This is a genomic window from Enterococcus lactis (genome assembly GCF_015751045.1).
In the GTDB taxonomy this organism is placed as follows: Bacteria; Bacillota; Bacilli; order Lactobacillales; family Enterococcaceae; genus Enterococcus_B; species Enterococcus_B lactis.
On sequence record NZ_BNJW01000011.1, the window covers coordinates 76,275 to 98,781 of the forward strand.

22 protein-coding genes, 1 tRNA gene, 1 pseudogene and 1 other annotated feature are annotated in these 22,507 nt (G+C 37.7%); of the genes and pseudogenes, 2 read left to right on the plus strand and 22 right to left on the minus strand.

All coding sequences use genetic code 11. The features are described 5' to 3' along the window. The 7 genes from KFO35_RS07640 to rplU all read right to left on the minus strand — a co-directional run bounded on the left by KFO35_RS07640 (nucleotide 1) and on the right by rplU (nucleotide 6,839). Nucleotides 1–804 carry a PTS mannose/fructose/sorbose transporter subunit IIC gene (locus KFO35_RS07640; protein WP_002310261.1) on the minus strand — a complete coding sequence of 268 codons (804 nt, stop codon included), beginning with the start codon at nucleotides 802–804 and terminating at the stop codon, nucleotides 1–3. A 32-nt stretch (nucleotides 805–836) separates the two neighbouring features. Then, nucleotides 837–1,826, minus strand: a complete 990-nt coding sequence (locus tag KFO35_RS07645; protein ID WP_002289456.1) for a mannose/fructose/sorbose PTS transporter subunit IIB — start codon at nucleotides 1,824–1,826, stop codon at nucleotides 837–839. Nucleotides 1,827–1,928: 102 nt separating this feature from the next. Next, complete coding sequence (locus tag KFO35_RS07650) at nucleotides 1,929–2,420, minus strand: mannose/fructose/sorbose PTS transporter subunit IIB (protein ID WP_002289455.1); 492 nt, start codon at nucleotides 2,418–2,420, stop codon at nucleotides 1,929–1,931. Nucleotides 2,421–2,610: 190 nt separating this feature from the next. Continuing rightward, nucleotides 2,611–5,445, minus strand: a complete 2,835-nt coding sequence (locus KFO35_RS07655) for a sigma-54-dependent transcriptional regulator (RefSeq protein ID WP_002315416.1) — start codon at nucleotides 5,443–5,445, stop codon at nucleotides 2,611–2,613. Nucleotides 5,446–5,852: 407 nt separating this feature from the next. Further along, nucleotides 5,853–6,146, minus strand: coding sequence for a 50S ribosomal protein L27 (gene rpmA, locus KFO35_RS07660; protein ID WP_002289452.1), 294 nt, complete (start codon nucleotides 6,144–6,146; stop codon nucleotides 5,853–5,855). Nucleotides 6,147–6,158: 12 nt separating this feature from the next. Next, nucleotides 6,159–6,503: a ribosomal-processing cysteine protease Prp gene (locus KFO35_RS07665; protein WP_002289451.1), complete on the minus strand. Its 345-nt coding sequence runs from the start codon at nucleotides 6,501–6,503 to the stop codon at nucleotides 6,159–6,161. A 27-nt stretch (nucleotides 6,504–6,530) separates the two neighbouring features. Then, nucleotides 6,531–6,839: a 50S ribosomal protein L21 gene (rplU, locus tag KFO35_RS07670; RefSeq protein ID WP_002289450.1), complete on the minus strand. Its 309-nt coding sequence runs from the start codon at nucleotides 6,837–6,839 to the stop codon at nucleotides 6,531–6,533. Nucleotides 6,840–6,858: 19 nt separating this feature from the next. After that, nucleotides 6,859–6,935 (minus strand) — a sequence feature (ribosomal protein L21 leader region). A gap of 189 nt (nucleotides 6,936–7,124) precedes the next feature. On the opposite strand from rplU, the gene KFO35_RS07675 reads away from it, so the two are divergent. Next, on the plus strand, nucleotides 7,125–7,766 hold the full coding sequence (locus KFO35_RS07675; protein ID WP_002315417.1) for a uracil-DNA glycosylase: 642 nt from the start codon (nucleotides 7,125–7,127) through the stop codon (nucleotides 7,764–7,766). A gap of 61 nt (nucleotides 7,767–7,827) precedes the next feature. Here KFO35_RS07675 and KFO35_RS07680 read toward each other — a convergent pair whose 3' ends face one another. The 5 genes from KFO35_RS07680 to KFO35_RS07700 form a co-directional block, all read right to left on the minus strand. Next, nucleotides 7,828–9,459 carry a SulP family inorganic anion transporter gene (locus KFO35_RS07680; protein ID WP_002315418.1) on the minus strand — a complete coding sequence of 544 codons (1,632 nt, stop codon included), beginning with the start codon at nucleotides 9,457–9,459 and terminating at the stop codon, nucleotides 7,828–7,830. Nucleotides 9,460–9,579: 120 nt separating this feature from the next. After that, a complete protein-coding gene (locus tag KFO35_RS07685) occupies nucleotides 9,580–9,939 on the minus strand; it encodes a DUF1304 domain-containing protein (RefSeq protein WP_002315419.1) in 360 nt (119 codons plus the stop codon). 156 nt (nucleotides 9,940–10,095) lie between these two features. After that, nucleotides 10,096–10,169 (minus strand) — tRNA-Arg (locus KFO35_RS07690). Nucleotides 10,170–10,482: 313 nt separating this feature from the next. After that, the gene (locus KFO35_RS07695; protein WP_002315420.1) at nucleotides 10,483–11,166 is read right to left on the minus strand and encodes an O-methyltransferase; all 684 of its coding nucleotides are present in this window, start codon (nucleotides 11,164–11,166) and stop codon (nucleotides 10,483–10,485) included. Between the two features lie 127 nt (nucleotides 11,167–11,293). Beyond that, the gene (locus tag KFO35_RS07700; RefSeq protein ID WP_002292363.1) at nucleotides 11,294–11,812 is read right to left on the minus strand and encodes a signal peptidase I; all 519 of its coding nucleotides are present in this window, start codon (nucleotides 11,810–11,812) and stop codon (nucleotides 11,294–11,296) included. A 210-nt stretch (nucleotides 11,813–12,022) separates the two neighbouring features. Here KFO35_RS07700 and KFO35_RS07705 point away from each other — a divergent pair, with 210 nt between their 5' ends. After that, nucleotides 12,023–13,867, plus strand: coding sequence for an ATP-binding protein (locus KFO35_RS07705; protein WP_002315421.1), 1,845 nt, complete (start codon nucleotides 12,023–12,025; stop codon nucleotides 13,865–13,867). A 46-nt stretch (nucleotides 13,868–13,913) separates the two neighbouring features. On the opposite strand, the gene lplA is transcribed toward KFO35_RS07705, so the two are convergent. The 10 genes and pseudogenes from lplA to KFO35_RS07755 form a co-directional block, all read right to left on the minus strand. Beyond that, on the minus strand, nucleotides 13,914–14,918 hold the full coding sequence (gene lplA / locus KFO35_RS07710; RefSeq protein WP_002310251.1) for a lipoate--protein ligase: 1,005 nt from the start codon (nucleotides 14,916–14,918) through the stop codon (nucleotides 13,914–13,916). Between the two features lie 10 nt (nucleotides 14,919–14,928). Further along, entirely contained in the window at nucleotides 14,929–15,669 is a 741-nt protein-coding gene (locus tag KFO35_RS07715) for an MBL fold metallo-hydrolase (RefSeq protein ID WP_016853388.1), read from the minus strand. A gap of 69 nt (nucleotides 15,670–15,738) precedes the next feature. Next, nucleotides 15,739–16,542: a DUF975 family protein gene (locus KFO35_RS07720; protein WP_156272094.1), complete on the minus strand. Its 804-nt coding sequence runs from the start codon at nucleotides 16,540–16,542 to the stop codon at nucleotides 15,739–15,741. Beyond that, entirely contained in the window at nucleotides 16,542–17,624 is a 1,083-nt protein-coding gene (locus KFO35_RS07725) for a M42 family metallopeptidase (protein WP_002315423.1), read from the minus strand. The genes KFO35_RS07720 and KFO35_RS07725 overlap by 1 nt, the downstream gene beginning before the upstream one ends. A gap of 141 nt (nucleotides 17,625–17,765) precedes the next feature. Beyond that, on the minus strand, nucleotides 17,766–19,031 hold the full coding sequence (dltD, locus tag KFO35_RS07730) for a D-alanyl-lipoteichoic acid biosynthesis protein DltD (protein WP_025477279.1): 1,266 nt from the start codon (nucleotides 19,029–19,031) through the stop codon (nucleotides 17,766–17,768). A 2-nt stretch (nucleotides 19,032–19,033) separates the two neighbouring features. Beyond that, nucleotides 19,034–19,267: a D-alanine--poly(phosphoribitol) ligase subunit DltC gene (dltC, locus tag KFO35_RS07735; protein ID WP_002292356.1), complete on the minus strand. Its 234-nt coding sequence runs from the start codon at nucleotides 19,265–19,267 to the stop codon at nucleotides 19,034–19,036. A 44-nt stretch (nucleotides 19,268–19,311) separates the two neighbouring features. Next, nucleotides 19,312–20,517, minus strand: a complete 1,206-nt coding sequence (dltB, locus tag KFO35_RS07740) for a D-alanyl-lipoteichoic acid biosynthesis protein DltB (RefSeq protein WP_002315425.1) — start codon at nucleotides 20,515–20,517, stop codon at nucleotides 19,312–19,314. Continuing rightward, nucleotides 20,514–22,028 carry a D-alanine--poly(phosphoribitol) ligase subunit DltA gene (gene dltA, locus KFO35_RS07745; RefSeq protein ID WP_070705082.1) on the minus strand — a complete coding sequence of 505 codons (1,515 nt, stop codon included), beginning with the start codon at nucleotides 22,026–22,028 and terminating at the stop codon, nucleotides 20,514–20,516. Before dltA ends, dltB begins: the two co-directional genes overlap by 4 nt. Before the next feature lie 10 nt (nucleotides 22,029–22,038). Continuing rightward, complete coding sequence (locus tag KFO35_RS07750; protein WP_002292353.1) at nucleotides 22,039–22,188, minus strand: teichoic acid D-Ala incorporation-associated protein DltX; 150 nt, start codon at nucleotides 22,186–22,188, stop codon at nucleotides 22,039–22,041. A gap of 182 nt (nucleotides 22,189–22,370) precedes the next feature. Then, nucleotides 22,371–22,507: pseudogene (locus KFO35_RS07755) on the minus strand (IS30 family transposase); the annotation flags it as partial.

Sequence of the window (22,507 nt, forward strand, 5' to 3'; positions counted from 1 at the left end):
TTAATAGTCATTCAAAATGTCGCCTAAAGGGTCACCAGAGTTGCTTCCGCCTCCATTATTTGATGAACCACCCATTTTAGAAAGGTTCAAGTAAATAAGAGCTAATGCAACACCTAAAGCACCTAGAGCAATCAATGTTAATTGAGAAATTGCAGCTACAACGAAACCGATAATGAAGAATGGCCATACTTCTTTTGTAGCCATCATGTTGATTACCAAAGCGTAACCTACAGCTACGACCATTCCCCCACCGATAGCCATACCATCTGTTAACCATGCTGGCATTGATTCAAGGAATGATTGCACAGTTTGTGCTGGGATAAATAGCAATGCTGCTGCTGGGACCGCGATACGAACCCCTTGTAAACATACAGCAATGATGTGCCACATTTCAACCGTACGGATGTTTCCTTCTTCAGCAGCTGCATCCATCAAATGAACGATTGGAACAGCGATTGTACGTACGATCATTGTTAAGAACAACCCTGCAACAGCCAAAGGAACGGCAATCGCGATCGCAGAAGGAACACCTTTAACACCTTGTCCACCTAAAACTAAAATAATTGCTGATGCTACTGATGCTAATGCAGCATCTGGTGCTACAGCAGCACCGATATTTGCCCAACCTAAAGCGATCATTTGAAGCGTACCGCCAAGTACGATACCAGCTTCGAGGTTTCCGGTAACTAAACCGATCAATGTACATGCCACTAGTGGTTGATGAAATTGAAATTCATCAAGAATACCTTCCATACCAGCTAGAAAGGCAACTAATACGACTAAAATTATTGAAATAATAGACATGATAAGCCTCCTATAAATTTTAATATTATTTATTACGCTTTTGCTAATTCAGCTTTTGCTTTTTTCAAAATGTCATCCATGTTATCGCGTGAATCATTAGGTACTTTACGTACATCGAATTTCACACCTTTTTGTTCAAGCTTCTCAAACGCTTCAACATCTTCTTGTCCCATAGACAATACTTTACTTACAACGACTTTACCAACCGAATGCGCCATTGACCCAACATTTAATTCTTTGATGTCCACGCCACCTTCAACAGCTGTCAATACATCTTCAGGATTTTCAAATAAAAGCAATGCTTTGGTATTTCCAAAACGAGGGTCTTTTGCGACTTCGATCATTTTGCTAATAGGAATAACATTTGCTTTTACACCTGGAGGAGCAGCTTGTTCGATTAGTCTCTTACGCAGATCATCCTTTGATACTGCATCTGAAACAACGATAATACGGTTTGGTTGCACTGCTTTTGTCCAAGCTGTCGCAACTTGTCCATGTAACAGACGTGAGTCAACACGAGCTAATACATATTTGATTTTCCCGTCTCCGACCACAGTTCCTTCTGGAAGTGCTCCTTTAGGTTGTGCGTCTTCAACTGCTGCTTTCGGTGCTTCTGCCGGTTCTAATTCTTCCGGTTTCACTTTTACACCATCTTTTGCTGTTTCAATGATATGCGCTGCAATTTCATGAGCAGATTCCATTGAAAAGCGTGATGCATAGGCTTCAATCAACATTGGCAAATTCAAACCGCTGACGATTGCCCATTTATCTTTGTGCTCTTCGAATAATGTGTTTGATTGATTGAACGGTGTTCCGCCCCATAAATCAACTAAGAATAACACTTCGTCTTGATTATCAAAAGAAGCAACCGCTTCTTCTAATTTGGCTCTCAAGTCATCTGGACCTTCACTTGGTTTCAAAATCACGGCTTTGACGTTTTCTTGTTCGCCAAAGATCATTGAACCGGATTGTAAGATTCCTTCAGCAAATTGTCCATGACTTGCTAGGATAATCCCTACCATATTTATACCTCCTATTTACTTTTGTTGTAACAAATTCAAAAATATTAATAATTGCTAACCATTACAACAGAATTATTTGACCTTTTCCAACAACCATTTTTGTTACACCTTTTTGATTTTCGCTAGTAGTTCCATCAAAAGGATTTTCCTGTCAGCAGGTACTTTTCGAATCTCTAACTCCACTTCTTGACTGTTCAAGTAACGAAAGGAATCAATATCTTGTTGATTTACTGAAACAAAATTGGTAATCATTGATTTGCCTTCAGTAAAACTCATACCGCCGATATTCAACGACTTCAACTGTACACCGCAGCGGACAACCGCTTCAACATCTTGGGGATTGGTGAATAAAAGCATCACTTTTGCTCGTGATAATAGTCCACTATGATAGATTTGAATCATTTTCTGCACGGTTATTACATTTGCTGTGATTCCCGGCGGTGCAGCTTCTTTTAATAGAAACTTTCTCAATTTATCTTGAGCAACTACATCGCTAATCACAATGATACGTTCAACACCTGTTTGCTTCGACCAAACTGTTGCGACTTGCCCGTGGATTAAACGATCATCTATACGTGCCAATCGAATATCCATCTGCAAAACTCCTTCTTCCTCACTACTTCACAGAAACCCCTATCATTTCTGTGTGAACAACCACCTCCTAGCACACACTACTATAAGCAAAAAGCGTGCCAACTTTTTTATGATACACTAATTGAATTTAAAGGATTCTTAACCAATACACAAAAACGATACACTATGAAAGTGTATCGTTTTTGTGTATTTAAGGCATAGTGTATTCTTTTTTATCTAGCTGATTATGCACTAGACGTAGCAGATAATACATTTCTTCTATTGGCACTTTTACTTTTATCTTATCTTCTAGCAGGACAACCGAGGCTGTTAATTGATTATAAAGAGGATCACTCATTGTATTCGTCAATTCGTTTTCTTCCACCGTCAACGTTTCATTTCGAATAATCCGTTCGATCATTCCTGCTGCGTGCATCACTAAGTTGATCTTAAAACCATATTCTTCATTGCCAATTCCCATCGTCTGAGAGACTTGTGTAGAAAATTGCCACATTGGATCGATTAGTTTACTACCATTGATAAAGATGAAGTTCTCAGAGATAAACTCAACACATGTTTTTTTAGCTGTCTCTTCATCTAGCGAGACGAATTCAGTTTCTTCCATTTCTGATTCCATAAGCAACTGATCCAAAATGACTTCGATATTTTGATCAATGAAGCGCTCTAAAGGAATAAATGGTGCTTGGATATTCAAATCAGTAATTCCAGTAGTTGCTATGATCTGATATTCTTTTTGGATAACTGGCAATTCTTCTTTCACTTCCACAATCGACAAAGCTAGAACTTCTAATTCTGTTTCTTGACGCTTATTTACCGCTCGTTCGATCAATTCTTTGATTCTTTGCGCTGTACCTTCGCCAGATGCACAAATGGCCAAAACAGCTTTTTTCTTATGGATAGGTTTTGTTTCCTGGACAGGTTCTACAGAAGATATTTCTGCGTAACCTCGAAAATTCTTCAATGATTCATGCAACATATCTAAATCTGTCCCTAATACAGAGACCTTTCGCACAGTTTCCAAAACTAGAGAAGTTGTTACCATGTCAACGGTACGTACAGGTATCCCGGTGTCTCGCTGAATTTGCGAATTAAATGAGGCGAGGGACCCCATATCCACTAATAGTATGACCCCGCTTCCTTCATCTACTTCTTGTACATTGCGTTCAATTCGGTCTAAAGCTGTTTTCGGATCCATATCCAACGGCATGTCTACTGCTCGTACATTCTCTGCATCTAACAACTGTTGGACAACCTGAACCATACTGCTTGCTGTACTGTTTCCGTGAGCCGCAACGACTACACCGATTCTGCCGCTTGCTTGGTTCGCCCGTAACGAGACGAGTAGAACAGTCAAGTAGTAGTCTTCACTTTCTGGAATATCCACTTGAAAATACGTTTCTATATAACTACGCACTTCTTTCGCAACAGCATATTCATCTGGAAAATCAAATGCCATCTCACGGATATTATCATTCGTATGCCGTTCTTCTCCTAAATTGATCTTTTTCAAAAACGAACTGATATGCAAGCTCATAGCATAAATAAAGTTTTGCTGAAAGTCATATGGTAAAGATCTTTTGACCATTACATAAATCTGATTGGTCACTTCTATGATTTTTGGATCTACAAATTCTGCTAATTTGCTATCTGCATTAAAAGAAAACCCATGGTCTTTATAAAAAGACTTCAGATGGATGTTGATATCTGTAGAAATAAAGTGATTGATTGCTTCTTGGTCCAACCCATCCGACTTCAGCAAAGCTGCTTTATCTCCGATGATATCATATAGATTATAAGGTAATTCATAGGAGTCTGATTGGATTTTCATGATCGTATCGTTTGGTGCTACAGTTATCTTTGGCTCCAATATTTTAGAAAGCTCTGCCATTGCACTGCGGTTGCTTGCTAATTGAATCAATCCGCTACGAATCCCTTCTGTCAAATCATCAATCGTAATCGATATTTCGGGAGATTGCATATGATTTAGAAATCCTCGTGCGCATACTAACTGGATATTCGACTTCAATTGACCTATATTACCATAAGTCACACTGCCAATCAGTGCTTTTGCTACATCTTCTGTCAAAGAGATCTTTCGTTGCGTGCGGTTCGCTTCGTGGGCAATCATAATTTTTACTAAATCGACTTTCTCATTTGCAGGACGTTTTTCAAAAGCCGGAAGTTTGATATTAATTGGGATACGCCGAACAAAAGTTTCCAATAGCGAAGAGCCTGGATCTTCTGTGGTCGCACCTACGATTCGTACATTTGCTTCATGAGATTTCGTTGTTTCTCCAAGTCGACTGTAAGTCCCGTGATCCATAAAGTAAAAGATCATTTCTTGACCTTCTGGAGGCAATCGGTGAATTTCATCCAGAAATAGCATACCACCATCCGCTTGATCGATAATTCCCATTTTTTCTTCATCTGCACCTGTAAAGGCTCCTTTTGCATACCCAAATAAATGGCTCATCAAAAGCTCAGGGTTATTCGCGTAATCAGCACAATTGAAAACAATCAGTTCCGTTTCCTCATCTATTACATGATGTGCTTTGGCAAAATGATACATCGCGTGCGCAAAATAAGTCTTTCCTGATCCGGTAGGTCCTGTAATCAAGCAATTTAATCCTCTTGGCGGATACAAGATCGCAGCTTTTGCCTGTTCCACTGAGTTTTTCATGCTACCATTAGCTCCAATGATTTTTGCAAAGATATCCTTAGTATCTATCTGGAGCGTATTTTTTTCTTCAGAGACCGGCGTTTCTTTGTAACTGACCACATGTTTTGCAGCTGGCTTTACGTGCGTAGCGAGTGTTTGATATATGTAACGTACTGGTCGTCCATCTGTCTTTATCAATTTTCCTTCGCGCACTAGCTGATTCAGATCCTTACTGCTATTCGTTCGTTGGATTCCTAACACTTCAGCAATTTCTTGTGTCGTTACTCCTTGGTCATATTCTGCCTTTGTTAAATGAGCGGTTTTTTCTTTGACATACATATAAATTCGGTCCATGCGTTTTGCCAATGGTATCGCTCCTTTTCTATAGACTGTTGTTCTTAGGCTTCAAAACATAATACTATGTATTTATTTCCGTTTCGTCAACTATTTACCTGATTTTGTTTCGTTGACAACAAGCGAAGGGACAAGCGTAATGAAGATAAAAGAACACAAAATATCAATTCCATTTTTATATTGGAAACAAGAAAAAGAACACTATTTATTCTACAATGATGCTGCTGATAGCAAACAATATCGCTTTCATTAATAAAAACAATCGTTATCAAAACATTCTGATTACAAGATGGCAAAAAAATATTAAGCGTAAAAAGACATGGTAACCTTCGCATCCTTCATTACAACTTTTATTTTTATAAACAAAGAAGAGGCTGTGACAAAAGTCTTGTCACAACCTCTTTAATCGCAAGATTCAATTAAGCTTCTTGAGCTACTGGATAAACAGACACTTGTTTTTTGTTACGGCCTTTACGTTCGAAACGTACTACGCCATCAACTTTTGCAAATAAAGTGTCGTCTCCACCGATACCCACGTTTACACCTGGATAGATTTTTGTACCGCGTTGACGGTAAAGAATTGATCCACCTGTAACTGTTTGTCCATCAGCGCGTTTAGCACCTAGACGTTTTGATTCTGAGTCACGGCCGTTAGATGTAGAACCGCCACCTTTTTTGTGGGCAAATAATTGTAGATTCATAGATAACAACATGGTCTGCACCTCCTATTTATCATTGATTGTTTTAATTTGGATATATTCTGAGTTTTCAGCTTCTATTGATTGTAAACCTAATAAAAGATTTTCTAATAGAATCTCAGCAATATTGTTTTGTTCTTGTGTCATTCCTGAAGTGACTTCGGTATAAAGATAACCGCCTTCTTCTTCATTCATTTCAACAATCGGTTCAAAACCGGCTAATGAGGCAATCCCGTTGACAGTGCTGATCGCTAACGCAGAAACACCTGCACAAACGATATCACTTCCATAAGGACCAGCATCAGCATGCCCGGTCAAAGTGAATGAAACGATCTGACCTGCGTCATTTCGCTTAAATGTTCCTTTGATCATATATAGGCCTTCTTTCTCAAACGCTGATTAAGCGTTGATCGCGTCGATAACCACTTTTGTATATGGTTGACGATGACCTTGTTTGCGGTGTGAATGTTTTTTAGGTTTGTATTTGAAAGTAACGACTTTCTTTTGTTTGCCGTGTTTTTCAACAGTACCTTCAACAGTTGCACCTGCAACAGTTGGAGCGCCTACTTTTGTAGATTCGCCACCTACTAAGATAACTTCGTCAAAAACAACTTTTTCTCCTGCTTCAACGTCAAGTTTTTCAACATAGATTGCTTGTCCAACTTCAACTTTTACTTGTTTACCACCAGTTTTAATAATTGCGTACATGCTATAAAGCACCTCCTTCTGATATACTTAGACTCGCCATCCGAAGTGACAGCATCTGCTGTGCTTATTACTTGTTCTGAGCGGTTGTAGCTGTGGAGTCCACAATTACAACAGTACTAGCTTACCAGAACAGCCGCTGTTCGTCAACTAAATTTAAAGTCAAAAAATGAAATAAAGATTTAAACAATCGTTCTCCTGCTTTTCTTTCCCCTTCGTTTCTGCCAAATAAAATAGTCGCATTGCGTTTCTTTTCTTCTTATAATAAAAGAAAAAGGAGGAGCACAAATGGAATACCCAACAGAATTGATACAAGAGGCTTCTTTAAGGATGAACGGCCGTCCTGTAGAAGGGTTTGTCGCTGGGCAAGGACCTCTTCATCCTAAATTAATGCTTGTAGGAGAAGCCCCAGGGAAAACAGAGATTGATACACACATCCCTTTTAGCGGACAAGCTGGAAAAGAATTGATGCAGGCACTTTCTTCCACTGGTTTAACACGAGAAGAGGTTTATATCACCAGTGCTGTACGGAGTCGCCCGTATCGCGTGACTCATCGGATCAATAAACGGACACAACAGACAGAAACTGTTTATCCAAATCGTACACCTACGCGATCCGAAGTATTTGCACACGCACCGATACTGGATTACGAACTGATGGAAGTCCAGCCAAAATTAATTGCAACACTTGGAAATATTGGCCTGCAACGATTACTTGGTAAAGAATATACAGTTACCAAAAACCATGGTCAACTCTATACAGGTCCCGTCTTACAGCTAACAGAACAAAAAGATGCCTACGAATGGTCAGAAAAAAACTACCGTATCCTTCCACTTTTTCATCCAGCAGCTATTTTTTATAATCGTTCCCTTGTACCTGTTATCCATCAAGATTGGCAAGTACTAGCTTCACTTTTACAACAAGATTAAAAAGAACAGACAAGACGGTGTAATTTTTAGTTTACAGTCTTGTCTGTTCTTTTTCATTGTTTTAATGGCTCATTGCCGTATATTTCGCATGCAATGCTGTCAACGCATGAGCAACTGTTTGATGTTGATGTGTGGATGTATATTCCCATAGGTGAGAAAGCTGTTTTTCTACTTCTGGCTGCAAGGAAGTATAAATAATCGTTTGTCCTCTCTGTTCTGCTTTTTCTTGAAATTCATCAAAAACTGCACGTGCCGTCAAATCAATACTTGGTACCCCGCGCATGGAGAAGATAACACCGTCGTGATGGTTTAGTTCTTCCAATTTATTTTTTAGTTTCTCTGAAGACATGAAAAATAGCGGACCGCTAATGTACACTACTGTCCAATTATTCAGCTTTTCCGTTTCTGGCAGCCCCATTCTTTGCCAATCGATTGTTTCTAATGAAATCGTGATAGCCGCACTTTTTACAACAAAAAATACACAACCGCCGATAATCCCAATTACAATAGCAATACTTAAATCAAAGATGACTGTACAAATCATTGTAAGAACAAACAATAGAATAGCTGACCAATATTTATGAACAAATAGCTCCTTAATCGTTCTCCATTCATTCATACGCCAAGCTGTCACGATCAAAACGCCTGCAAGTGCCGGCATCGGAATCTGTGACATCACTGGCGCAAAAACAAGCATGGAGAGCAACAAGACAACTGCATGGATCATGCCAGCTAATCTGGTTTGTGCGCCAGATTTGATGGCCACACTTGTACGAGCAATGGCTGCAGTAGCAGGAATCCCACCAAAAAAAGGAAGCAATAGATTTCCAACCCCTTGTGCCACTAATTCTTGGTTACTGTCTAATGATTTATTCGCCATTCGACCAGCAGAAGCACCACATAATAAGCTCTCAATCATCCCTAACAGAGCAATACTAATGGCCGGAACGGCTACTTGTTGCAAGGCAGAAAAGCTAAAATCTCCCAAGCCCAAGCGATTACTGCTGATCAGTGTTTGTGGGATGTTACCAACAGTGGCTACTGGTAAATGACACAGTAGCGTAACTGCTGTTGCTAAAATGATGGCCAACAGCGAACTAGGCATTCGTTTCGCCCATTTTTTCGGATAGATGAACATCCCTAAAATGACTAGTCCTCCCATAATCAAAGATGCTATGTTTATTGGAAAACCTAGTGTTTGATAACTACTTAGCTTTTCAATAACATTTGTACCTTCCGAATGAACACCAAACAAATTATCGATCTGACCTAATGCAATAATAATAGCAATACCTGAAGTAAATCCTGTGATTACTGGTGCTGGGATAAAAGAAGTTAGTGTTCCTAATCGGAAAAGTCCTGCTGCAAGTAAAAATAGACCTGCCAAAAAAGTAGCAAGCAACACACCTTGCATTCCCTTTGTTGCCGCAATGGACATTAGAATAGCTGCCATTGCGCCTGTCGGACCTGATATTTGATAAAAACCGCCTGATAAACCGCCAATAACGAGGCCGGCAATGATAGCCGTAATCAAACCTGCGGACGCATCGGCTCCGCTTGATACCCCAAAAGCCAAGGCTAAAGGCAATGCTACAGCAGCTACTGTGATTCCAGCCAAAAGATCTTTCTGAAATCTTGAAAGATCATAACCTAAAAATTCTTTTTTTAGTGATAAAACATAATTTTTGAACACCTATCTAACTCCTTTTCATGAAATTTTCTAAAATACCATTCATTAGAATAGCATATTTCATGAGAAAAAGTAATATTTTTCACAAAGTTTCCTGTCCAATAGATCCTTGTTTTTCTACATTTAGAAGAAAATAGAAAGCAAGGCCAACAGAGCTAACCCACCTTGTTTTAGTAAAACCCAACGATCGCTAGTCAGACTTCCATACAATGCAACAATAAAAATTGATAGCAACAGCATACTTGTAATTTCTTTAGGTGCGGAAGAAAGGTAAGCTCCGTAAAGTAGTCCCACCCCTAATAGTCCATTGTATACTCCTTGATTCTTAAATAATGTTTGAACAGATTTTCTGCTTAATTCTTCTTTATTCATTTTAAAAACTCTGCTTGTCGTATCGGAATCAGTTCTTACTGTTTCGATGTACATGATATAAAAAAATTCGATGGCCACTAGAGTGACTAAAATTTTTGATAATATTGACATATTTGCTTCCTCTTTCTGATGGATTTTATTTTTACTTCCTATAATTGTACTAGATAAAGATGTTTTTTTTATTTTATTTGCCTTTGAAAACAAACAATATTGGCACAAAAAACAAAGAAAAACCGTTAGAAACTGAGGTTTCTAACGGTTTTTTAGCGTCACAGGAGGGATTCGAACCCCCGACCGTCCGCTTAGAAGGCGGATGCTCTATCCAGCTGAGCTACTATGACAGGAATCAGCGGAACATCAATAATTATAGATAATTAAATTGCTTCTGTCAATATGAAATAGTTATTTAATTAGCAAATAGCCAATTATTTTAATTCAACTACCAAATCAATCCTTTGAAAAGAAACATTCGCTTCCATCTATTCTAAGGTTATCAGTCGAAAACAGGAGTTGCATTGTCTTCATACTTACTCCTGTTTATTTCAATCTATTTACTATTTCCTTCAGTTGTTTTACAAATACAGTCTCTTTCACATCAAATTTAGATGGATTCCTTGATATAATCAATCACTTACTGATTGTCATAATCATGTATCACCAATCGATTTCTTCTGCTTCTTTTGTCATTAAGATTACACCATCGCCTAATGGTAAGATGGTCGATGTCAAATCAGGATGGTTCATCACGACACGAAGGAATACATTTAATTTACGATGGATAGCTCGTTTGCCACGAGGAATCTCTTCATCAGGGAGCAAGATCGTCCCTCCTTGGAAAATATCATCTACCATCAAAACGCCACCTTTTCGTAACAAACGCAAACATTCAGGTAAAAATTCAATATATTTTGATTTTGCACTATCCATAAAAATAAAGTCATATGGACCAGACAACTCAGGCAAAATATCTGCGGCTTGCCCTTCAAGCAAGGTTACTTTATCTGTCAATCCTAGACGTTCATAGTTTTTTTTCGCTTTCTCGATCATGACATCGAAACGATCAATGGTCGTAACATGAGCATTTTCTCCGATTGTTGTCGCCATGACACTTGATGAAAAACCGATAGCTGCACCGATCTCTAAGATTCGTTCAGGCTGAATCTGTCCAAGTAAAAATTTCAAAAATACAACTGTTTCGTGGGGAATAACCGGTACTTCTGCTACATGAGCTTCTTCTTCCAATTTGCCTAGCTCACCCGGTAATTTTTTTTGCTGGGTACGCATAAAGTCCAATAGTTCTTCTTTGACTACAGGACGATGCATCATTTCATTGCGCATACTACTCCTCCTCTTTACACATTATACGAACAACTAGCTAAATCTACAAGCTGTATGAGTATTTTCCGTATCACTCGTTCAGAAGAGTAATGGTATCTCTTGAATATATTTGTCTTTTTCAACATTCTCACAAAAATTTCTGTGTTCGTCTCCGCTTCTTCTTCAACTCTACAAAAGTATTCCAAGCTGTGATTCCTGTTAAGCAAAAAGCAATCGTAAAGAATAACCCCTGGATCCATGCAAATGCTGTTTTGGAAAGGACCAGACCAATATATGGAATCTGGAAGATTGGACTACCGATAATATTTCTCTTTTTTACTACTCCAGGCTCGATATAAGTCCGTGTGTCAGCTTTTGTATAAAAGTCGTTGTAGTTGTTTTCAATAGCTATTACGCGACGTGTCGAGATTTTTTTACCTGAATTTTCATAATATGTAATAATATCTCCGACTAAAATCTCATCTGTATTTTTTGGTCGTACATATATCAGATTTCCTTGTGCATAATATGGGTTCATTTCTCTATCCTCAATAATATAAGGAGTCAATCCAAAAATTCGGGGAACCAAGACGACGAGAAGAATAAGTATTAAAAATATAATCAGCGTTACAGAACTAACAAAAGTTATTTTTTTGTAATCAGGCATCGTTTTCAACTCCTTTCTTTCTTCAATCCTTCTTAATCATATAATAACGATAAATTTTTTTCAAATTATAACTGTAAAAACACATTTTTATGACAACGACGTTTTTTGATTCTATTTCCTCATCTTTATCTCATTTTTTATTATAAATAATTGACGTTAGTAAAAAAAACGTTTACCCTAAAATTACAAGTTTTAGAAAGGAATACCTTTATGGCTTTTTTTAATAACATATATAATAAAAAAGAATCTTTCTATATGCGCATAAAATGGAGCATAATAATTATATTATCAGTGTTATTTTTAGCAGGGATTGCTTATTTCTTCTATTTTATCTTCTCTCCTGCTGATAGTAATCAAATGAAAGAAATAAAAGATTCATGGGTTTTCTATTCAAAAGATGATCCTGATTTTAAGTTTGACAGCAAGTACACTCGTACGATTCCTACCGTAGACAAAGATGAAACATTTATTATGGAAACGACACTTGAGAAACCGTTGAACGAAGCAAATTTACTAATCAAAGGAAATCACCAATGGATTACTGTGTATCTAAACGGAAACATTTTATACCAACGGGAAGATTACGACGCAGAAAGCAACCCTGGATTATCGCTGGCTGTGATAGATTTACCATCAGATTACATCGGAAAAAAATTGATGATCTCTGTCTCATCTCCTTATCAAAACTACGCTGGGTTGCCACCGAAAGTCTATATAGGTACAACTGGTCCGTTAATCGGTTTTATCTATTCTCAATCAGTACCGCAAGTATTAACGATGATCATTGCAGTTTTCATTGCTATTGGGACGTTTATCTATACCATCTACTTGATGTACAAACAAAAACGGCTTGAATACTCGCTGATTATCTTAAGCTGCTTTGCTTTGGCATTAGGATTTGAAGCTGTTTCAGAAGATATTTTAAGTGGCATCCTTTTTGAACCATTCGTTCACTCTTTTTTATCTCATTTATTTATTATCCTAACCTCGGCTTTCATTATCTGCTATTATTGGAGCCGGATGATTTATTATAAAAAATGGTATGGGATTTTTTGTAAAATCCAGCTTTCGATCTTTTCTGGTGTTCTGCTTTATGCAGCTTTTACTTCTGCAGAACTTCCTGAATTGATGCCAATTGCTAATATAGCTAGTGTTATCAGTACTCTAGTCACTTCGCTTACCTGCATTGGTGAAGCATATAAGAACAATCGTTTTTATGTAGTTTGTACACCTTGGATCGTCTTGGTTGCCATTATCCACTGCTTGATTTATATCCAAACAGCACTAGGTATTTATCAAACGACGATCAATTGGTCTACGATTTTATTCATTATTATTTTGATTGTTATTATCAGTTACAATCTGATTGACCACATTCTGAACACAGATAAAGACCGAAGACAAGTAGATTTCTTAAAAATCAAAAACGATTTGCTGGAACAGCATTATGAGCAACTTCGACAGCATATCCAAGAAGTAAATACGCTTCGTTTAGAATTTGTTCAGGAAATGGAAAATCTGCAAGACTTAATGCATACGGATCAAGTAAAAGCAAAAAAATATGTGGAAACAATCTTGGAAGAAGCAAAAAATTTTGAAATGCTGTGTTCTTTTTGCAATCATCAGATGACAAATCTGATTTTCGCGCGCTATCAACAGTTAGCTGCTAAACGGAATATCCAGATCACCTTCCAAGCAGAACTTCCTGAGGAGCTTCCTATCAAAGATGATGATCTAGCCCAGCTTTTGATTCATGCCCTAGAGCATTCATTTAGAGAAACTCATGCCATCGAAAATCCGCTGTATCGAAAAATTCATTTGTCGATACATGAGCAAGAGGATCATTTCGTCATTTGTTGCGAACATAGTGCACATTATGATACGAATATATTCAGTCGAGGTATCACAGAAGAATTAGATGATCAGGAACGCTTTGATTTGATGATGATGAAAGATGTGGCAGATCGTTACACTGGAACACTAACGCAGGAAAAAGATACATTGATTGATCGTATCACTGTTCAGCTTTCCCGAAATTACTCGAATTCTATATAAAAAAGCAGTGGGATCCAATACATAAGGATTCCGCTGCTTTTTGTTTTTAATAAAGTAAGGTAAGCAATTCTTCTGATTCTATCGCACCAAAATATTTTTTCACATCAATTTGGTCAACTATTTTTGATAGAGATTCTTTATCATATTTCTGTCCCACCAATTTTTTTTCGACATCAGAGATATCTCCTAGTCCGAAGAAATCACCAAAGATTTTTGCTTCTTTAATCATTCCTTCTGATACATTCAAGTGGACTTCGATCGAACCGATAGAGAAACGTTTTTGACGAGAGAAATTGAAATCTGGGGACTTTCCGTAATTCCAATCCCAATTTCGGTAATATTCTTCAGAGATTCGATTGATTTTTTTCCAATCTTCGTCGGTCAATTCGTACGTTTTTACTTCCTCTACTGATTCTACACCAAAAATTTTCAACAAGATTTCTTGACGAAATTCTTCCGTTGTCATTTTTTGTTTTTCTTCGGGAAGAAACGGTTTGATATTCGTCACACGAGAACGGATCGATTTGATTCCTTTTGATTCGATTTTGTCTTTTTTTACTTTTAATGCATTGACTACTTCATTGATATCAGAGTCGAACATGATCGTTCCATGAGCAAACATTCGGCCATTGGTAGCATACATCGCATTACCGGAAAATTTCATACCATCAATGACTAAATCATTTCGGCCTTTCAACTCAGCCCCGGCAACACCCAATTCATGAAGTGCTTGGATGATTGGTTGTGTTACTTTCGCAAAATCACGGAAGGAATCACCATCATCAGGCATAATAAAACTAAAGTTCAAGTTCCCAAAATCATGGTAGACAGCTCCGCCTCCACTTAGACGGCGGACCACATGAATACCATGTTCTTCCACATAATCTCGATTGATTTCTTCAATCGTGTTCTGATTCCTACCGATGATGATTGAAGGTTCATTGATATAAAAGAGCAAAATGGGTTCATCTAATGGCATTTCTTGCAACAAGTATTGTTCAATTGCTAAATTGATTCTTGGGTCGTGGTTTTCATTTGGTACAAAAATCATGTTCTTCCTCCTAAATGTCAAACACTTTGTCAACTGCAGCAAGTTCTACATCTATCCCTTTACCTGCTGCTTTTTGCGCTTCATTTTTCAATTGTTCTAAGTCGCCAAACTGAGGTAGATGGGTAAGTACAAGTTTCTTTACGTTAGCTGATTTCGCCAGTTCTCCAGCTTCTTTTGAAGTGAAATGTGCATGATGATGTTCATTTCCTTCAAATAGATAGGTATCTGCTAGAAACAAATCAGCCTCTTTCGCAAAATCAGCGAAACTTTCCAAATAACCTGAATCTCCTGTAAATACGAATACTTTCCCCGTTGCTTCTTCTACGATTCGCATGGCGTAACATACTACTGGATGGATTGTTTCCATAAAAGTAATCAGAAAAGGACCAATTTTTAATTCTTCGGCTTCAAAATAAGGATGTCCTTTTGAGACATTCGCCATCGTCAATTCTTCAAAGTGGACAGAATCTTTTGTGTGCCCGTAAATTGAAAGCAATGTCTCCGGATCTCTCTTGGGATGAAGTTGCCAGTAATACTGTAATACACCAAGGTCAGCAATATGATCATGATGATAATGGCTAAGGATCACAGCATCCAAATCAAGTGGATCAAGATGTTCTTGTAATTTGATCAGTGTAGCACTACCTGCATCAATCAACAAGTTGAAACCGTCAGATTGAAGTAAATAACCTGTTGTCCCTTGATTATTATAAGGATACGCCCCTAAGCAGCCTAAAACAGTTAATTTCATCATACATTCCCCCTCAAAGATTTATCCTACCACAAAAGTTATTTTTCTAATGAATGAACTGCTTACAGATTAAGCAAAATAGGCTTCTGGACCACCTTTTTCAATCCGTGCTTGTTCATAAAATTCTGCAACAGATACATTCACATAAACGATGACCCACAAAAGACCGATGAATAAAGCGATTGCCCCTAACAAATACCAGCCGATAAAAGATAGTTGCAACAAAATATACGTACCGATTCTATCTTTCAATAAGAACCAGCCATATTTTAAGCATTGTACAACCGACAAATCAGGATAGTCGAACTTCGTCCATGCAGCAAATTGGAACAATCCGCCAACGATGCTCATGATAAGTGCTGAAACAAAAATCATCCCTACCATTGATAAAACAAAGCTGATATCAAGAAAATCTCCTGGCATGACATCCGTAGGTACCGTACTTGAATTGAAAAGCAACTGCGTATAAGCACTCACTCCGCTGATTAAAAACATGGGCAGAAAGATCAAACTATTGAGCAACCAGTTGATGATTGAATTAATCAAATTGATGACAAGTATCGAACCAAAATATTTTTTTTGGAAAACTGAAAATAGAAGATTGCTTTTTGGTCTGCCACCTCGTACAACTACTAACGCAATATAAAACAATGCATAGTTGAATGCGAATAAAAGCAAATTATTGACTAGAAAACTCAATAGGTTTTGCTGCATGCTTTCTTCCGTAAAAGGACTGAAACCGTAAAAAAAATTCTGTATGACGCTTGTGAACAATATGGATAAGAAAACAAGCCAAGCATTGATTCCCCATTGATTCTCTAAAGAAGCTCGCGCTTTTTTTCGATATTCAGAAATAGGCATTTTATTATTCATTATTCATAACTCCGGATTTGTTCAACTGTTTCACTATCAAGCCGTTTCACTAACTCAGTAACTAGCTTCACTGTATTCAAATAATCATCTTCATGGATCACTGATGTGTGGGAATGCAAATAACGAACAGGAACAGTAATGGCTACAGAAGGAACACCGTCTCTTGTCAAATGCATTTGTCCTGCATCCGTTCCACCGCCAGAGATCACTGTATATTGGAATGGGATAGCCATTTCCTCTGCTACATCGATAACGAAATTCAATAATTTTTTGTGCGGAATCATCGATGCATCAAAAATCAAAATCTGTGGACCTTTTCCTAAAATCGAATCTGCTTCTTTTGGTGTCATTCCTGGAGTATCACCTGCTGTACCAGTATCTAAAGCAAAAGCAATATCCGGATTTACAAGGTGCGTGCTTGTTCGAGCGCCTCGCAAGCCCACTTCTTCTTGCACATCGCTTCCTGCAAATAAAACATTTGGATGTGCTTCTTTAGATAGATTCTCCAATACTCGCAAAGAAACAGCTGTCCCTAACCGATTATCCCATGCTTTTGCCAGTAAATATTTACTGCCGTTCATTCGTTTGTATTCAATATATGGGGTGACCATATCTCCCGGACGTATGCCCCACTCTTTGGCTTCTTCTTGGTTTGATGCGCCGATATCAATAAACATATCTTTGATTTCATATGGTTTATTTCGTACCTGAGGTGTTAAAACATGCGGTGGTTTTGAACCAATTACCCCGTGAATGATTTTTCCTTCTCGTGTTTTGATTTCCACTTGTTGAGCAAGCATCACTTGTCCCCACCAGCCTCCAAGTGTTTGGAACTCCAAGAAGCCTTTTTCGGTTATTTTTGTTACCATAAAACCAACTTCGTCCATATGACCAGAAATAAAGACTTTTGGTCCTCCGCCAGCGCCATGCTTAGCAATCACACTGCCTAATCCGTCATAAAAAATATCATCAGCGAATGGTTTAGCATATTCTCTGAATACTTCTCTTACCTCTTCTTCATTCCCAGGTACTCCTTTTGCAGAAGTCAAATCAATTAGTAGCTGTTCTTCTTTTGTATCCAAATGTTTTCCCCCATTTCTATATTCATATTGTGATTATACCATTGCTTTTGTTTTTTGTTCAGGCAAACTTGGTATTTTTACTGTTTATTTCAGAATATTCTAAAATAAATAAAACAGGCAGATATCCTCCACCTGTTTTATTTATTTTAATCGTAGTTTATCTGCTACTTGCTGTTGCCAAGCTTTGCTGAAAAAAGCATCATCGAGATGGTACCTACTAGGAAGCTGGTTTTCTTCTAAAAACGGTCTAATCTGTTGATCTGCGGCCAGCCAGCCTTTCCACCCTAAATGGATCGTATCTTCCATAAAATAATTGGTACCAGCTTGATTGACAAAATCAGCTATTCGATTGAATCCTTGGCTATTTAATTGAAATTTGATTTTTTTGGCAAATCCTTGTAGCATTTCTTGAGATAGTCCGGTATAATCGCTCCATTTCTCGTTGACCGGTGGAATGATAAACAACACTTCATTATGGTTTTTTGCTAATTGATCCAAGATCAGCTGAAAATCAGAAAATTCTGGTGAAAAACGATAATCCCAATTTTTTTGTGACTGTTTGAGTTCTGGCTCGTGGGATCGGATACGATGTGTATAAAAATCGTTTTTCAAACCAAATGGATTATTTGTCGTTTCTTGTTTTCCAATCTCATCTGCCAAAATGGATAATTCTGTTTCTTGATAGTGGTCTGGTAATCGTTTTGATTCATGATCGATTTTTTGCTGACGATCTTTCAAACCGATATCACTGAATATCTCATCCTCACGCTTCAACATGTTCCATTGGCTGTGCAACTGATCCAAAGAATCAGGTAAAGGTAACTTTCCTTCTTTAATCGTTTGTAGAATTCCTGTCAGCGTATCGTTCTCTTTTACTTTTGAAAAAGTTAATAGTCTTCTAGCTAAATAGCGATCAGCTGATGTAACTTTTTTCAATGAGAACAACCAATCATAGGTCTGAAGTTCAGAATAGTAAGTGTTGAAATAATCTGTTTTTACACCATCTTTTACAAACCATTGAGGCGAGATGATAAACACCACTTTTTTGTTTTTCAAATCATCCCCTGCAGATCGCATCATCATATATTGACTTAATGATTGTGTTCCCGGCGCTCCTAGCAAGAAAGGACGATAACCTCTATCATATTTTTCAGCCAAAACAGACGGATGGAATGGACTGATCCTGCTTAATTCACTCGACCCAAAAAAGGGGATATATTGTTTTTCAGACAAAGCTTTGTTTTTTATTGCATCGCCCTTTAGTACATTTGCTGACATAGATGAAGACGCTCGCTTGATTACTTCCGGGTTATCAATATTTACTTGATAGGAAGAAGTAAAGAATAGGGCAAGCAGACCAAAAGCGAGAACAACAGGTCCAAAAATAGCAAAGAGTTTCTTTTTCATACTCAACCCTTCAATGCAGTTGCTTGTTGAATGATTTTATTCGGTGTGCGCCAATCCTCCCGCTCGAATTCAGAGACTGGGACTTGGATATCCAACTCTCCGTCTAGCTCGACTAATAATTGCACAGATGCTAAAGAATCAAGCAAACCTTCATCAAATAGATCAATATCACGATTTTTTCTTACTTCATCTGTTCCTGTTATTTCTTCTAAGATTGATAAAATTTGTTCTTCCATTTTCCTTTTCTCCTTTGTTATATAAATTAATATGTCACTATTCGTTAGCTAAAAAAAAGTTTATCTAAAAATCCTGAAAAAATCAGGAAGCTGAAACATACCGCTTGCAATGTCAAAAATACGGCTACGCCATGCGTAAATTTGTTAGAAGGCAACTGTTCTTTATGCTTCTTCTTAAATCGGATCCATGCATCTGTCAGACAGATCAGACAAGCATGATACAGACCGTATACGATGTAGTACCACGTCAATCCATGCCAGACACCCATTAGAAGAAATAAAGCGAAATACCCGATATTTGACATCACGATCTTGCTTTTAAAGATTTTTTTCTTCATCATGAAGAACATCAACCGCATATACACGTAATCGCGGAACCAAAAAGACAAGGTCATATGCCATCGGTTCCAGAATTCTTTGATATTCCATGATAAAAATGGTTTATTGAAATTGATTGGCGTCTGATACCCCATCATGTAGCTTGTACCGACTGCAAACAAACTGTAACCTGCAAAATCAAAAAATAAATACATGCTATACACGTACATGTAACCCACTAACGCCCATGAAATCCCACCATGCTGTAATGCGATGCGCCCTACTACAGGGAGCAGTACTTGACCAAAATAATAACCGATAATGAACTTATATAAAAAACCGACAAAAATATTTTGGACGCCTTTTCCCAAGAGATCAACATATTTATCACGAACAGGTGGATGGAGCTGATCCTTTTCAAATCTCCTATAACGATCGATGGGTCCAGAAGATATTGTCGGGAAAAACAGCAGAAACTGGATATAACGAAATGGATTATATACTTTGATCATGCCATCTCTTATTTCCATGATCATTTGCACAGACTTAAAGGTTAAATAAGAGATTCCTAAAAAACCAAGTAGCGATGCTTTTCCATGTTCAAAAAAAGGAGTCACTTTCGTTAAAAACAGTGGAATTATTGCTAAAATAACGGCGGCGTAAAACCATCCTGTTTGATTTTTCCTTTGCCGGTGAACAAAATAGCCCCATACAAGGATTGTCTGCCAAAAAACATACCCAATCAGCGCCGCTCCCTGTTCCCAATAAGTACCTCCAAAGCTGACAAATAAAAAGAAAAGTGTCACCACTGATTGATAAATTGGTAATCTTTTTTTCCATATCAGTAAAGATAGAACGATTGGTATAAGCGCAATGGCTAAAAGAAAAAAATAAAACGGCTCTGCGTAAGGGATCATATGAGGAAACATCATTCAGGATTCACCTCAGCTGTTAATTTTTTTCGATCAATTTTTCCATTTACTGTCTGAGGCAGCAGATCGACATAATGGAACTTCTGAGGAATCATATACTCCATCACAACTTGCAGTAATTGTTCTTTGATCGATTTGGTCAGTTGAAAATCCGGTTGTTTCGTTGCGTTTTCTAATACGATGAAAGCAACAAGCTGCTGCACTTTTGTTCCTTGATATTTTGGTACGACAACGGCTTGTTTGATCCGGGAGTCTTGCAACAGATAATGTTCGATATCCCCTAACTCGATCCGGTAACCATGTAATTTGACTTGCTGATCCATACGGCCTTCATAAAATAAAAGCCCGTCTTCATCCAACCTTCCTGCATCCCCTGTATGGTAACTTGCTAAGTCATTTTGACAAAAGAACGCAGCTGCTGTTTTTTCTGGATTGTTCAGGTAACCTTTTGATACGCTTGGTCCTGCAATAATGATCTCACCTGTTTCTCCGTTTGGAACAAGTTTGTCTTCTTGGACAATAGAAACTTTGGTGTCTTTTTTTACATAGCCGATCGGTAGTCGGTCATATTTATCTAGTACGTGCTGATCAATCTGGATACTTGAAATAGCCACAGTTGCTTCTGTTGGACCGTAAGTATTATATATCCGTGCATTTGGGAATCGATCAAGTAGCGTTTCTGCAGTTTTTTTTGTCAATTCTTCTCCGCAAAATAAAAACATGTCCAATTCTGGCACATTTTCTCCATTGAAGGTAGGCTCCATCAAGCAAATATCCATAAAAGATGGAGTAGAAACCCAAATATTCAACTTCAAGTTAGGCAATGTCGCGAACAATTGACGAAAATCCTGAATAACTTCTTTATTCAACGGCTTCAGCATTCCACCAGAAACTAATGCAGGATAAATAGAAAATACCGATAAATCAAAAGAAAATGGCGCTTGGGCTAAGAAATGCATACCAGGCTTGATCCCAAAGTCTTCCATCGTCCATTGAACAAAGCTGACTAGATTATCATGACTGATTTGTACGCCTTTTGGTTCTCCAGTAGTACCAGAAGTAAAAATAATATAAAAATTTTCTGTACCTTTTACGCTGTTTCTGGGATAAAATTCTACTGGTATCTTCTCGATTTCTTGAAATTCTTCTTTTGTTACGACAGGAACAGAAGGAATATCTTCTATCCAATTCCCAATACTGACGACCATAGATGGTTTAGCCACCCGAAAGATCGACAGGATACGTTCTTTGGGTGTATGTTCTTCAATTGGCAAATAGGCATGACCAGATTTGACAATTCCTAGAAATGCGACAATCATCTCAAATTCTAAATTACCAAAAACGACGATTGGTCCATCCCCTTCTACCTTTTCTTCTAAATAATAAGCAAGTGCGTCTGATGCTTGTTTCAATTCTCCAAAAGTATGCATCTCATCCGCCTGATAAGCAATTCGATCAGGTTCGCTTATTCCCCAATCATCGACTGCTTCAATAATCGTTTTGATTTCCATACTCTTCCTCCTAAAATTCGTTATAGATAAATGTTCCTCCTTGAATATTTTTATAGTGATACAGGTAGATCAGGAACAGCAGTACCGCACTATAAAAAATTGTTCGAATGATGAATTTTCCCCAATAATTCAATTTTGGATTAGACCACCATTTGTTCATTGGATTCCCTCCTCATATAACCTCACACAAAGTGTAACGAATTTTGACAAAAAGAAACATGTGTCTAGCTTACAGAAACCGTTTTTTTACTAACAGTTTTGTCACATAGCTTTTATAAAAATAGCACATCAAAACACTGCTTTTTTCTTTATAATTTCTAGTAATTTTAAAAATATGATTTGTCAAATTAAGCTAGAATAAAATGCTTCTTGTACATAGCTCAAAAATATTTCGATTGGTGTTCTGTAATTCAATGATTTTCTTGGAATATGATTACGTTGATTGCTGACACTGGAAATAAATGTCTGATTCACTTCTC